Origin of the sequence: Alkalicoccobacillus plakortidis (assembly GCF_023703085.1) — a bacterium.
Taxonomy (GTDB): domain Bacteria; phylum Bacillota; class Bacilli; order Bacillales; family Bacillaceae_D; genus Alkalicoccobacillus; species Alkalicoccobacillus plakortidis.
Genome location: NZ_JAMQJY010000002.1, coordinates 411,946 through 425,734, shown reverse-complemented (window position 1 = coordinate 425,734; position 13,789 = coordinate 411,946). Strand labels below are relative to the sequence as shown.

Below are 13,789 nucleotides of genomic sequence, written 5' to 3'. Positions count from 1 at the left end.
ATAGCTTTTTTTGAAAAAAAGGTATGCACAGCTTTGAGAAATAGACTACAATAGTTCAAATAGAAAAATGACTTAGAAAGGAGCATGCTCTTTGAATACATCAAAACTTTCATCAATCATTGCAGCTTCTTCTAAGCAGTCCGTGCCCGATCTTGTCATTTATAATGGAAAAGTGATTGATGTCTATAATTTAACCATTCTAGATGTAGACGTAGCTATAACAGATGGCATGATTGTTGGTATAGGTTCATACCCTGATGCGCACAAGCGTGTTGATGCTAAAGGTGCTTATATATGTCCTGGTCTTATAGATGGTCATATTCATATTGAGTCAGCGATGGTTCCTCCTGAAGAATTCAGCAAAATTGTTGTGCCTAAAGGGGTAACAACAGTGATTGCTGACCCTCATGAAATAGCGAATGTGGGCGGAGCAGAGGCAATCCGTTATATGATTAATGCCGCAAAAGATTTACCACTCGACATTAAAATGATGATTCCATCCTGTGTACCAGCGACTTCATTTGAACATAACGGGGCTAGTGTGACAGCAGATGATGTTCAGTCTCTTTTGGATGAAGGTGAAGCCTTTGGTTTAGGAGAGGTTATGAATTATCCGGCTGTTCTATCAGGAGACGCAGAAATGCTTGGAAAGATCACAAGTGCAAGTGAAGCAGGCAAAATTATAGATGGTCATGCTGCGGGTTTAGACAACAATGCACTCAATGCCTATCGCACGGCTTGGAATTAGTAATGACCATGAAGCTGTTACGGCTGAGGAAGCTCTAGAACGAGTTAGGCGAGGTATGTACGTCCTAATCAGAGAGGGTACAGCGGCAAAAGATTTAGAAGCTTTGCTACCTGCAGTCACACCGGCAAATGCACGTAGATTTGCGTTTGCTACGGATGATCGACATCTTGATCACTTGGTTAAGGAAGGCAGTATTGATGGCAGTATCCGCAAGGCTGTTCGTCTTGGTATGTCTGAGCTACAAGCGATACAACTTGCCACTCTAAATGCGGCGGAAGCGTTTGGTCTAAAAGAAAAAGGAGCGATCACGCCAGGCTGCGAGGCTACATTTTTGCTTGTAAGTGACCTCACTGACTTTGTAGTCGACTCAGTTTATGTAAAAGGGGAACTACAAGCGGAAAAAGGACAGCTCGTCAAACCAGTACGTAATAGCGTTTTAGCCCCACAACACTTGTTAAAAAGTATGAATATGGCGCCGATTTCATTAGCTGACCTGAGGTTATCTGCGTCAGAGGATAAAGAGGCAACAATCATATCCGTAACGCCTGGTTCTATTATTACAAAATCAATCTCAGAACAGATTCGGGTTGAGCATGGATGTTTCCAAGCATCAGCTGAACGCAACCAGTTAAAATTAGTGGTAGCAGAGCGTCATAATAAACTCGGACATATTGGACTTGGCATTGTAAAAGGCATTCCCATTAAGAGTGGAGCGATTGTCTCAACAGTTTCGCACGATTCACATAATGTCATTGCGTGTGGAACAGATGATCATAGTCTGCTCGCAGCCATTCATCATGTTGAAAAAATGGATGGTGGAATGGCCGTTGTAAAAGAGGGCAAGATTGTTGCTAGTCTATCACTTGATTTGGCTGGACTTATGTCGACAAAGCCATACAACCTGGTTCAAAAAGAAATTCAAGAATTAGAGGCAGCGTTACATGAAGTAGGATTTTCAGAGGAATGGGATCCGTTTTTAACACTTGCCTTTTTAGCTCTACCGGTTATTCCATCTTTGAAATTAACGGATACAGGTTTGTTTGATGTAACAAACTTTACACACATTTCGCTGCAATCATAGGTGCTAAGGCTAGCTGATCAGAGGATCAGCTGCCTTTTTATTTTTGACTAAGATTATGTGACACAATCTTAGTCAAAAATGTGTTAAGATTTTTTGACAAAAACAGTTGAAAGGATTATTCTATATAAGGTAGATTAGAAAAGGCCTTGCACGTATTTTTGTATTGTTTTTTTGTCTATGTTTGTGAGTGAATTCACAAACGTTGAATAATACATAATCCTATACAAGCTAGGAGAAAATAGCTCAAGGCTATAAAGTAAAGGAGAATTGTACATGTCAGAAACGAGCGAACAACAACAAGTTTCGTTAAGCAAGCAGCAAGTAGAATTACTTGATCAGCTTTTGAAACCAGAGGTACAGGAGTCACTAACAACTTTAGTTGACCAGCTGCCAAAACTGACTGAATTGATAACAGTTATGACTAAATCATATGATTTTGCTCAATCTGTCGCGACAGACGATGTGCTAAAAGCTGATACGGTTGGTGCAATCACTGAAATTCTAGAGCCAGTAAAAGAAACAGCAAAAGATGTAGCACAAACTGCAATTGAAGCAAAAGAACGTGCTGATGCAAGCAACGAAGTCATTGGGATTTTTGGACTAATGAAATTGTTAAAAGACCCTCAAGCTCAAAAGCTTTTCCGTTTCACACAAGCTTATTTAAATGTGATGAACGAGCGTGAGAACAAAAAGTAAGCAACACTGAAACGTAGGAAAGTTGACTTATAAATGGAGGAAAAAAAGAATGTCAAAACATATTGTCATCCTAGGTGCTGGTTATGGCGGACTTTTATCTGCTTTAACTGTTAGAAAATATTACAGTGAATCACAAGCAAAAGTTACAGTAGTAAACCAAACAGGAACACACCAAATTATTACTGAACTTCACAGATTAGCAGCTGGTAATGTGGCGGAGCAAGCAGTTGCTATGCCTCTTGAAAAGTTATTCAAAGGTAAAGCAATTGACTTGAAAATTGCATCAGTAAATTCTTTTTCAGTAGATAATAAAGAAGTATCTTTATCTGATGGAACCACTTTAAGCTATGATGCGTTAGTAGTTGGTCTTGGGAGTAAAACAGCATACTTTGGTATTCCAGGTCTTGAAGAGAATAGCATGGTCCTAAAATCTGCTGCTGAAGCGAATCAAGTTCATAATCACATTAAGGATCGCATTCGTGAGTATGCAAAAACAAAAAATGAAGCAGATGCAACCATCGTAATTGGTGGCGGCGGTTTAACTGGTGTTGAACTTGTTGGTGAACTAGCTGATACGTTGCCTGCATTTATTAGAACACTTGGTGTTGATCCAAGCGAAATTAAGTTGAAACTAGTTGAAGCAGGTCCAAAGATCCTTCCTGTCTTGCCTGATCACTTGATTGAACGCGCGACAAAAAGTCTTGAAAAACGTGGCGTAGAATTCTTAACAGGTCTTCCCGTTACAAATGTAGAAGGCAATGTAATTGACTTGAAAGATGGTCAAAAAATCGTTGCAAATACATTTGTATGGACGGGTGGCGTACAAGGAAATCCACTTGTTGGAGAGTCTGGCCTTGAAGTTAATCGTGGCCGTGCAACAGTAACTGATGGTCTTCAGTCTACTTCACACGAAGATGTATTTGTTGTTGGTGATAGTGCCGTTTACTTTGCACCAGATGGTCGTCCTTATCCACCAACGGCTCAAATTGCTTGGCAAATGGGTGAATTGGTTGGATATAACCTTTATGCGTACCTAGAAGGCAGAACATGTGAGCCGTTCAGCCCAATTGATTCTGGAACACTTGCAAGCCTTGGTCGTAAGGATGCAGTTGCAACGATTGGTCAAAACGCTACTGCCCTTAAAGGAATGCCTGCTTCTCTTATGAAAGAAGCGAGTAATGTGCGTTATTTAACACACATTAAAGGATTGTTTAGTTTAGCTTATTAATAAATAAAACCGGAAGCTCATTAGTGGGGCTTTCGGTTTTTCTTTATTTCCTGTATAATGGAAATTAGAAAGTAACAAAGGAGATGAAAAGACATGGCACGTTCAAAAGCGCAAAAGCAACGTAAAAAGCTTGAACGAGAAGGTAGACGTAATCCGGAAAATAACCGTAGCCCTTACGCATTTGCCGACTTAACAACAAGGAAAACCAAAACAAAAAAGGATCTACTCTATAAACAAAAAACAAAGAATCATTTGATCCCAAGCGGAGACGATGGTTCTTTTTTATGGAGAAATTCATGTTTTCGAATGAAATTTGTAAGTTGAGCGTTTACTTGTTTAATAACATCCTGTATGATAATGATTATCAATGTTAATATAAATTCGTCATATGTCTTAATTAATATATGAAAGAGGTGTGGCTTTTGTTTGCTGATAATAAAGTGAGTCGAGCAGATGGCTTAATTGGATATGTTGTGAATGATTCAGATGGCGTGATTCATGTGATCTGGGAAAATCATGAAGTTGAAGAATATCTATCAGAAAAAACAGAGGACATGCATTGGTAGACGATGAGATAGGGTGGAGCATGCATGGCAATCAGTGTGAAACAGGGTCAGACAAATGGTGACCAAAAGTCAGAGCTAAGAAATATAAAAAAACGTCCTCTTGTGGCAACCCTAATTCTTATTGCTGTTTAGCATTACTTATCCTTTCGATGGGGGCATCTATTGCACTTGGGGCTGCAGATATTGATTTGCAAACAGTTTGGGCTGCCGTGACTCAATTTAATCCAGATGTAACACAGCATCAGATTATTCAAGAATTACGAATGCCTCGAGCACTTGGAGCAGCGCTTGTTGGCGCGTTTCTTGCTGTATCGGGCGCCATTATGCAAGGTATGACACGAAATCCTTTAGCATCCCCTTCTATTATGGGTGTAACGGATGGGGCAGCGTTTGCGATTGCAATTGCCTTTGCTTTTTTTCCACATACCTCTTATTTTTCTTTAATGCTTTGGTCATTTGCTGGAGCCGGTTTAGGGGCATCGTTGGTTTTTGGTGTTGGTTCAATGTCACGTGGAGGCTTAACTCCAGTAAAGCTTGCCTTGGCTGGAGCCGCGGTTGGAGCATTTCTTAGCGCAATCTCATCTACGATTGCGATTCGATTTGATGTTGCTCAAGACATTAGCTTCTGGTTTGCTGGAGGTCTTGCGGGTACAAGGTGGCTTAGTGTCCAACTAATTGTCCCAGTTGCTATCATCGGTTTAACTCTTGCTTTTATACTGGCACGATCTGTAACAGTTCTAAGCCTTGGTGATGATGTAGCTAAGGGACTGGGTCAGCGAACGAGACTTATTAAAGTACTTGGGACAATTGTTGTATTGTTGCTGACAGGAGCTGCTGTTTCTGTAGCAGGAACAGTTGGTTTTATTGGATTAGTTATTCCGCATATCACACGTTTTCTGGTTGGTGTCGACTATCGTTGGATTATTCCATGCTCAGCAATACTTGGAGGACTACTGTTAGTTTTAGCTGACATTGGTGCCAGAATGGTGAACCCACCTTTTGAAACACCAGTAGGCGCCATTACAACGGTTATTGGCGTACCATTCTTTCTCTACCTTGCCAGACGTGAAGGGAGAGGATTGTAATGGATCTAGCTACTATAACAAAACAAAGTAAAAAACCTTACATCATAATGGGTATTTTGATATTAGCCATAATTGGTATGTTTTTTCTCAGTTTGAATTTGGGATTAATCCGAATTTCGCCAGTTGATGTATTACGAACATTAGTAGGTGCAGGTACAGAGAAGGACGCACTTGTTTTATTTCAATTTAGATTACCGCGTATGGTTATCGCTCTTTTAATAGGAGCTGGTTTAGCTGTTTCAGGAGCCATATTGCAGGGAGTCTCACAAAACGGTTTAGCAGACCCTGGTATTCTTGGTATTAATGCTGGAGCGGGTTTTGCTGTTGTGATGTTTATTTTCTTTTTCCAGGGCTCACTCACTGGTCTTGGAACAATTTCAATTTTTGTGATGCCATTTTTTGCTTTATTAGGTGCGTGTTTAGCTGCATTTTTAATTTATATATTGGCATGGAAAAAGGGAATTACCCCCGTTCGATTGATTTTAGTCGGAATTGGGATTAATGCTGCTTTTGGTGCGGCGTTGATTGTTTTTCAATTGAAAATGAACCCACGTGATTTTATGCAGGCGACCATTTGGCTTGCGGGAAGTATTTGGGGAACGAATTGGAAGTTTGTGTTAGCGACACTGCCATGGATATTGATTCTCTTACCAATTACAATATATAAAGCTAGGTTTTTGAACGTTTTAAATTTAGGGGATCAAGTAGCGACCAATTTAGGAACAAGAGTGGAAAAAGAACGTCGAATTTTGTTGTTTTTATCCGTTGCTTTAGCTGGAGCGTGTGTGGCTGTTGGAGGGGGCATAGCCTTTCTTGGTTTGGTGGCACCACACATTGCTAGAAGGTTAGTTGGACCAAGGCATCAAGTCTTAATTCCAACATCGGCGCTTGTAGGTGCTCTATTATTGTTAGTAGCAGATATGCTTGGAAGGAACGTTCTTCAACCATCGGAGATACCAGTTGGTTTAGTGGTAGCCATGCTTGGCGCACCATACTTTTTATACTTATTAATGAAGACCCCATAATTGAGGAGTGATTAGAGTGGTTAGACTTTCTACAGAAGCTTTAGATATTTCATATGGTGATCGAGACATTGTAAAGGGACTGGATATCGAAATTCCTGAGGGACAAATCACAACGATTATTGGTCCAAACGGATGTGGGAAGTCAACCATTTTAAAAACAATGGCACGTATTCTAGCGGCAAAAAAAGGCGCAGTATATCTAGACGGAACAGCGATTCATAAGGAGTCCACAAAAACGATTGCTAAAAAAATGGCGATCTTGCCACAGACTCCTGAAGCTCCAAGTGGGTTAACAGTAATGGAATTAGTATCTTACGGTCGCTTTCCTCATCAAAAAGGGTTTGGTAAGTTAACAAAGGAAGATAATGAAATTGTGTATTGGGCACTTGAAGTAACAGGAATGCTTGAATTTCATGACCGTCCAATTGACGCACTATCAGGTGGACAACGCCAACGTGTATGGATTGCGATGGCATTAGCTCAAGAAACGGACTTACTGTTATTGGATGAGCCGACAACATACTTAGATTTGGCCCATCAGCTAGAGATTCTGCAGCTGCTTGAACGATTAAACAAAGAACAGAAGCGAACAGTTGTCATGGTGATTCACGATTTAAACCATGCAGCCCGTTTTGCTCATCATATGGTTGCTTTAAATGGAGGAACGATTATTAAAGAAGGTATTCCTGAATTGGTCATGACCTCTGAGGTGTTAGAGCGTGTCTTTAATATCGATGCAGAGGTAGTGAAAGATCCAAGAACCAATAAGCCTGTCTGCCTGACATATGATCTATTAAGTTCAAAAGTAGTCGGTTCTAAACAAACGTATGCATATGCTTAACATGATTATCAACTAATCTTTACATTCGCTTTATCTCCAATTAACATGCTCCCTCTATACTGAACTTATCACAAGAAGAGAGGAGCCGTGTTCATGGAGACAGAAGAGAACATCGTCATTGGATCTGGCTGGGCACTACTGATCAGTTTGCCTTGCTGGGTGGCTGTGGTAGGAGTTGTAAAAGGAATCTCGCTTCTGATGTAAGGAATACTCTTCCGATCATACCAATAATCCTCGAACACGCCCTAAGCTTAAGTTGCTAGGGTTTTTTGTTTGTCTATAAAAATTATTTAATCCTTTATAGCGTTGTAGCACAATAGAATGTTAGAATAGTTTGAACGCTTAGAGAGAGGATTGTGAACCATGCACGCAGTAGAGAGAGCAGGACAACTAATCAGTAAGTATTTTGCTTTAATTGTTATCTTAGTGAGTGTAATTGCTTTTGTATCGCCGGGGGGCTTTACATGGATTCAACCACATATCACGTTTTTACTTGGGATCATTATGTTTGGAATGGGTCTTACGATGAAAGCCTCTGATTTTGCAATCGTCGCAAAGAAACCAATTCCTGTTCTTATCGGAGTGGTAGCGCAGTTTGTATTAATGCCATGTATTGCATTTGGTCTAACACAGCTTTTTAATCTTCCATATGAACTAGCAGTTGGTATTATTTTAGTAGGTGCTTGTCCAGGCGGAACGGCATCTAATGTTATGGTTTTTTTAGCAAAAGGAGATCTGCCATTATCTGTTGCCATGACGTCCATTTCAACATTACTTGCACCAATTATGACTCCGACTATTATGTTTGTGTTAGCCAGTCAATGGGTTAATGTTGATACAGGTGCAATGTTTATGTCCATTGTAAAAGTGATTCTTATTCCCATTGCTTTAGGGATTTTATTACGAAGATTTTTACCAGCAGTTGTGGACAAGAGTGTTCCTGCACTACCGCTTGTTTCAATTTTAGCGATTCTAGCAATTGTTACAGCGGTTGTATCAGCAAATAAAGACAATCTAGCAACAACTGCCTTTTTACTATTTTTAGTTGTATTACTTCATAACACATTTGGTTTATTACTCGGGTATGTAACAGCGTGGGTGTTTAAGCTCGATGAATCAAAAAAACGTGCTGTCTCGATTGAAGTAGGCATGCAAAACTCTGGGCTTGGAGCGTCTCTTGCCTCAGATTATTTTGAACCAATTACAGCCTTGCCAAGTGCCATATTCTCAGTAGTCCATAACATAACCGGGCCAATAATGGTTTCGATTTGGTCAAAAAGACCAACGAATAAATGATTTTGTTTTCAAAAACACAGATACAGCAGAAGATGCTGCATCTGTGTTTTTTTATGTTTAATCAAGGTCAAAGGTTAGACGACAAGTACCTGTATCTTTGTTATAATAGGCGTACTAAAGTTTCACTGTCAGTTGTATGTAAAGGTCCGCAGTTGCGGCTTTTTTTGTGCACATGTTCATGGGAGTTGATTGAATGGCTGATTATCAGCATTGGAAGCATATATTTAAGCTTGATCCTAATAAAGAGCTATCAGATGAGGATCTTGAAGCAATTTGTGAATCAGGCACAGACGCGATTATCGTTGGTGGAACGGATGGAGTGACATTAGATAATACACTTCAGCTCTTGGTCAGAATAAGACGGTATGCGGTGCCGTGTGTACTTGAAGTATCAAATGCCGAAGCGATAACCCCAGGCTTTGATTATTTCTTTATTCCAACCGTTCTTAATAGCCAGAAGACTGAATGGATAACAGGACATCATCATGCTGCTTTAAAAGAATATGGAGCAATCATGAACTGGGATGAGATCATCCCTGAAGGCTACTGTGTTCTAAATGCAGATGCTAAAGTTGCTCATCTTACGGACGCGGCAACTGATCTTGATACAGAGGACGTCCTGGCCTATGCAAGAATGGCAGAGCATCTCTATAAGCTCCCTATATTTTATCTTGAATATAGCGGTACATATGGAGACCCTAATATCGTAAAACAGGCATCCTCCATTCTTGAACAAACAAGGTTATTTTATGGTGGCGGTATTGCCACAAGTGAACAAGCGGAAGAAATGGCTGCTTATGCTGACGCAATTGTGGTTGGCAATGTTATTTATGAGAATTTAAAAGAAGCATTAAAAACTGTCTCTGCTGTAAAAGGAGACTTGCTTTCTTAGAAGAGTTTAGTAAGATAAGAATAAGAACATTTGTTTGGTGGTGAGTGTATGCAAAGTAATATTGTTGAGAAAATGTTGTCAGGTCTTAACCCTGAACAGAAACAGGCCGTGATTACAACAGACGGACCATTATTATTGATGGCAGGAGCGGGAAGTGGAAAAACCAGAGTTTTAACACACCGGATTGCTTATTTGCTACGGGAAAAAGAGGTTGCTCCGTGGAATGTATTGGCCATTACATTTACAAATAAAGCTGCACGGGAGATGAAGGACAGAGTTGCGGGTCTTGTTGGACCGATTGCAGAAGATATTTGGATCTCGACCTTTCACTCTATGTGTGTACGTATCTTACGAAGAGATATTGACCGGATGGGTTATAGTCGCAGTTTTTCAATACTCGATTCAACGGATCAACTGTCAGTAATTAAACAGATCTTAAAAAAGCAGAATATCGATCCAAAGAAATTTGATGCGAAAAGTATATTAGCGTCAATTAGTGGAGCGAAAAATGAGCTGCAGAAGCCAACAGAATTTGCGGCAAAGGCAACAGGACCTTTTCAAGAGGTAGCTTCAGAAGTTTATACGGAATATCAAAAACGACTTAAGCAAAACAATGCTCTAGATTTTGATGATCTGATTATGAAAACCATTGAGCTATTTAAGCTTGTTCCTGAAGTATTGGAGTTCTACCAACGTAAGTTCCAATACATTCATGTGGATGAGTATCAGGATACCAACCGAGCTCAGTACATGCTCGTTAAAATGATAGGTGAACGTTTAAAAAATGTCTGTGTGGTTGGTGACTCGGATCAGTCGATCTATAAGTGGCGTGGTGCGGATATTGGAAACATCCTTTCCTTTGAAGAAGACTATCCAAATGCTGCCGTTATCCTACTTGAGCAAAACTATCGCTCAACAAAACGAATTCTTGATGCAGCGAATAAGGTCATAAATAATAATGGCAACCGCAAACCAAAGAATCTGTGGACGGAAAATGACGAAGGAAATAAAATTGGCCAATTCTCTGGAGCTACTGAACAGGATGAAGCACATTTTGTCGTCGAACAAATTCGTGATGCTATTCAGAATGCTAATTATACCTATTCAGATATTGCGGTTCTTTATCGCACAAATGCTCAGTCACGTATTATTGAGGAATTTTTTGTGAAGTCTAACTTTGACTACAATATTGTCGGCGGCACAAAGTTCTATGATCGTAAAGAAATTAAAGATGTACTTGCTTATTTACGCCTGATTTCCAATTCTGATGATGACATCAGCCTACAGCGAATCGTGAATGTGCCTAAGCGTGGTCTTGGTGCAACAACCGTTGACAAGGTGCTAGCATATGCCTTGCAAAATGGGATGTCCATGCACCGTGCTCTATTTGAAGTGGACGAAATGGGAGTAACCGCTAGAGCGCTCAGCAAACTTAAAGAGTTTAGAGATCAAATTGCGAACTGGGTACAGATGCAGGATTATCTGACGGTTACAGAGCTTGTAGAAGAAGTGCTTGAGAAAACAGGCTACCGGGATGCGTTAAAAAATGAACAGACACTTGAGGCACAGAGCAGACTTGAAAATATCGACGAGTTTATCACCGTTACAAGAGAATTTGAGAAACGTAGTGAAGACAAAACCCTCGTTGCTTTTCTAACAGATCTTGCATTAGTCGCTGATATAGACAAGCTTGATGATCAACCTGAGGAAGGTCCAAAGGATGCCATTACATTAATGACTCTTCACTCTGCCAAGGGTCTTGAGTTTCCATTGGTATTTTTAATTGGACTGGAGGAAGGTATCTTCCCGCACAGCCGTTCATTGTTTGAGCAGGATGAAATGGAAGAAGAACGACGTCTTGCTTATGTGGGCATTACTCGTGCTGAGAAGCAGTTGTTTATGACGAATGCGAGAACACGGACGATTTTTGGTCGCACAAATGCAAATCCTCCATCTCGCTTTTTGAAGGAGATTCCTGAGGAGTTTGTAGAAGTGCTTGGAGAGCAGCCGGAGCGAGCAATGAGACCTAGATCTGCTGTAACGCATTCAGCAAGTAGACCATCACGTCCATCAAGACCTCAAATTGCCTCAACTGGTGGAGAGGACTTTGAATGGAATGTTGGCGATAAGGCGCACCATAAGAAATGGGGCGTAGGTACAGTTGTGAGTATGAAGGGAGAAGGGCAATCGGTTGAACTAGATATTGCGTTTTCACCGCCTACTGGTGTGAAGCGTTTATTTGCTCAATTTGCCCCGATTACCAAGGAATAGAAAGGACGAGCTGAATGGATAAGAATCAAGCCACAAAACAGCTGACTGAATTAAGAGAGAAGCTGGAGAAGTATGGCTATCACTATTATGTAATGGACACTCCTATTGTGCCGGATCAAGAATATGACCGGTTATTAAATGAGCTTTTGGAGATTGAGGAGATGTTTCCCGACCTGGTGACTGATGATTCTCCATCCGTTCGTGTTGGTGGTGCACCACTGCCACATTTTAAAAAAGTAGCTCATCAGATTCCAATGATGAGTTTAGGCAATGCCTTTAATGAACAAGATCTACGTGATTTCGATCGTCGTGTCCGACAATTTGCGGGAGACACTCCAGTTGCATATATTTGTGAATTAAAAATAGATGGACTTGCGGTTTCACTCACCTATGAAGATGGCAAGCTAGTTCGTGGTGCCACAAGAGGTGACGGAACAACTGGTGAGGACATTACGAATAACTTAAAAACAGTGTCGGCTGTCCCACTTCGATTGAAAAATCAAGTCGATCTTGAAGTGCGAGGCGAAGCGTATATGCCGAAGCGTTCATTTGAAGCTTTAAATAACGCAAAAAAAGAAGCAGGTGAAGAGCCGTTTGCTAATCCTCGTAATGCAGCCGCCGGCTCCTTGCGTCAGCTTGATCCAAAAATTGCAGCCAAACGCAATCTCTCTTTATATGTCTATTCAATCGGTGAATTACAAGGCAAAGAAATTGATTCACACTATGAGGGACTATCCTTTTTAAAAGAGACCGGATTTAAGGTGAATACTGAAACAACACGTTGTGAGTCCATTGAGGACGTAATCGCTTATACGGAGACATGGGTAGAGAAGCGTCATGACCTTGCTTATGAGATAGATGGTATTGTCATAAAGGTTGATTCGCTTCAACTACAAAAAGAGATGGGCTTTACGGCTAAGAGTCCTCGTTGGGCAACTGCTTACAAGTTCCCTGCGGAAGAAGTTGTGACTAAGCTATTAGATATTGAGCTTAATATAGGGCGCACAGGTGTTGTCACACCAACGGCTGTTCTTGAACCGGTCTCAGTTGCAGGCACAACGGTCAAAAGAGCATCATTGCATAATGAGGACTTGATTCGGGAGAAAGATGTAAAGCTTGGAGATTCGGTTGTTGTCAAAAAAGCCGGTGATATCATTCCTGAAGTTGTGAATGTACTTGTTGAACTACGAACCGGTGAAGAACAAGAATTCCACATGCCTACTCATTGCCCTGAATGTGACAGTGAACTTGTTCGTATTGAGGGAGAAGTCGCTCTTCGGTGTATCAATCCAGAGTGCCCTGCACAAATTCGTGAAGGACTTATTCACTTTGTTTCAAGGACAGCAATGAATATTGATGGATTAGGTGAAAAGGTCATCACACAGCTTTTCTCTCATCAGTTAATTGGAAATGTCGCAGATCTATATGCATTAAAAAAAGATGATTTATTGAACCTTGAACGAATGGGCGAAAAATCCGTTGATAATCTGTTACAATCAATAGAGAATTCAAAGTCTAATTCATTAGAACGAGTATTATTTGGACTTGGCATTCGATTTATTGGTTCAAAAGCAGCTAGAACATTAGCGCAGCATTTTGAAACCATGGATGCTTTAAAACAAGCGACAAAAGAAGAGTTTATTTCAGTAGATGAGATCGGTGAGAAGATGGCTGATTCAATTGTAAGCTACTTTGAAAAACCAGAAGTAGAGGACTTACTAGAGCAGCTAAAAGAGGCAGGTTTAAATATGTCTTATACCGGTCCTAAACCTGTAACCGTCACGGATGTAGATGCAGCTAACTCTCCTTTAGCAGGAAAAACGGTTGTTCTGACCGGAAAGCTTGAACAGCTTTCACGTGATGAAGCCAAAGAACAATTAGAGTTACTGGGAAGTAAGGTCACTGGCAGTGTAAGCAAAAAAACAGATTTACTGATCGCAGGAGCAGATGCAGGCTCCAAGCGTTCAAAAGCCGAGCAGCTTAACATCGAAATTTGGGATGAGGACCGACTTATGCAGGAGCTGAATAAAGGGTAAATACATGCACGAGAGGGGCAAGGC

General features: G+C 40.7%; 12 protein-coding genes and 1 pseudogene. All 13 read left to right on the top strand.

Translation table 11 applies throughout. The features are described 5' to 3' along the window. Positions 1–91: 91 nt before the first annotated feature. The 13 genes and pseudogenes from NDM98_RS24230 to ligA all read left to right on the top strand — a co-directional run bounded on the left by NDM98_RS24230 (position 92) and on the right by ligA (position 13,765). On the top strand, positions 92–748 hold the full coding sequence (locus tag NDM98_RS24230) for an amidohydrolase family protein (RefSeq protein WP_307728870.1): 657 nt from the start codon (positions 92–94) through the stop codon (positions 746–748). Beyond that, a complete protein-coding gene (locus NDM98_RS24225) occupies positions 714–1,829 on the top strand; it encodes an adenine deaminase C-terminal domain-containing protein (protein WP_307728869.1) in 1,116 nt (371 codons plus the stop codon). Before NDM98_RS24230 ends, NDM98_RS24225 begins: the two co-directional genes overlap by 35 nt. 273 nt (positions 1,830–2,102) lie before the next feature. Further along, a complete protein-coding gene (locus tag NDM98_RS16680; protein WP_251610109.1) occupies positions 2,103–2,525 on the top strand; it encodes a helical membrane plugin domain-containing protein in 423 nt (140 codons plus the stop codon). 49 nt (positions 2,526–2,574) lie between these two features. Beyond that, positions 2,575–3,753 (top strand): NAD(P)/FAD-dependent oxidoreductase, encoded by a 1,179-nt coding sequence (locus NDM98_RS16675; protein ID WP_251610107.1) that lies wholly within the window; start codon positions 2,575–2,577, stop codon positions 3,751–3,753. 93 nt (positions 3,754–3,846) lie between these two features. Next, positions 3,847–4,077: a ribosome rescue factor BrfA gene (gene brfA / locus NDM98_RS16670; RefSeq protein ID WP_251610105.1), complete on the top strand. Its 231-nt coding sequence runs from the start codon at positions 3,847–3,849 to the stop codon at positions 4,075–4,077. A gap of 98 nt (positions 4,078–4,175) precedes the next feature. After that, entirely contained in the window at positions 4,176–4,319 is a 144-nt protein-coding gene (locus NDM98_RS16665; protein WP_251610103.1) for a hypothetical protein, read from the top strand. 24 nt (positions 4,320–4,343) lie between these two features. Beyond that, positions 4,344–5,404, top strand: a pseudogene (locus NDM98_RS16660) (FecCD family ABC transporter permease). A gap of 14 nt (positions 5,405–5,418) precedes the next feature. Continuing rightward, the gene (locus NDM98_RS16655; RefSeq protein ID WP_251610409.1) at positions 5,419–6,429 is read left to right on the top strand and encodes a FecCD family ABC transporter permease; all 1,011 of its coding nucleotides are present in this window, start codon (positions 5,419–5,421) and stop codon (positions 6,427–6,429) included. Between the two features lie 16 nt (positions 6,430–6,445). Further along, on the top strand, positions 6,446–7,270 hold the full coding sequence (locus NDM98_RS16650; protein ID WP_251610101.1) for an ABC transporter ATP-binding protein: 825 nt from the start codon (positions 6,446–6,448) through the stop codon (positions 7,268–7,270). A gap of 363 nt (positions 7,271–7,633) precedes the next feature. Further along, positions 7,634–8,566: a bile acid:sodium symporter family protein gene (locus NDM98_RS16645; RefSeq protein WP_251610099.1), complete on the top strand. Its 933-nt coding sequence runs from the start codon at positions 7,634–7,636 to the stop codon at positions 8,564–8,566. A 193-nt stretch (positions 8,567–8,759) separates the two neighbouring features. After that, entirely contained in the window at positions 8,760–9,458 is a 699-nt protein-coding gene (gene pcrB / locus NDM98_RS16640) for a heptaprenylglyceryl phosphate synthase (RefSeq protein WP_251610088.1), read from the top strand. A gap of 48 nt (positions 9,459–9,506) precedes the next feature. Beyond that, positions 9,507–11,729, top strand: coding sequence for a DNA helicase PcrA (pcrA, locus tag NDM98_RS16635; protein ID WP_251610086.1), 2,223 nt, complete (start codon positions 9,507–9,509; stop codon positions 11,727–11,729). 14 nt (positions 11,730–11,743) lie between these two features. Next, positions 11,744–13,765, top strand: a complete 2,022-nt coding sequence (ligA, locus tag NDM98_RS16630; protein WP_251610085.1) for an NAD-dependent DNA ligase LigA — start codon at positions 11,744–11,746, stop codon at positions 13,763–13,765. The last annotated feature ends 24 nt before the right edge of the window (positions 13,766–13,789 follow it).

What these genes read in the sequence shown, in the direction of transcription:
- NDM98_RS24225 (WP_307728869.1), top strand. Translation starts at nt 714, where the DNA reads ATGCACTCAATGCCTATCGCACGGCTTGGAATTAGTAATGACCATGAA.
- NDM98_RS16680 (WP_251610109.1), top strand. Translation starts at nt 2,103, where the DNA reads ATGTCAGAAACGAGCGAACAACAACAAGTTTCGTTAAGCAAGCAGCAA.
- NDM98_RS16675 (WP_251610107.1), top strand. Translation starts at nt 2,575, where the DNA reads ATGTCAAAACATATTGTCATCCTAGGTGCTGGTTATGGCGGACTTTTA.
- brfA (WP_251610105.1), top strand. Translation starts at nt 3,847, where the DNA reads ATGGCACGTTCAAAAGCGCAAAAGCAACGTAAAAAGCTTGAACGAGAA.
- NDM98_RS16645 (WP_251610099.1), top strand. Translation starts at nt 7,634, where the DNA reads ATGCACGCAGTAGAGAGAGCAGGACAACTAATCAGTAAGTATTTTGCT.
- pcrB (WP_251610088.1), top strand. Translation starts at nt 8,760, where the DNA reads ATGGCTGATTATCAGCATTGGAAGCATATATTTAAGCTTGATCCTAAT.
- pcrA (WP_251610086.1), top strand. Translation starts at nt 9,507, where the DNA reads ATGCAAAGTAATATTGTTGAGAAAATGTTGTCAGGTCTTAACCCTGAA.
- ligA (WP_251610085.1), top strand. Translation starts at nt 11,744, where the DNA reads ATGGATAAGAATCAAGCCACAAAACAGCTGACTGAATTAAGAGAGAAG.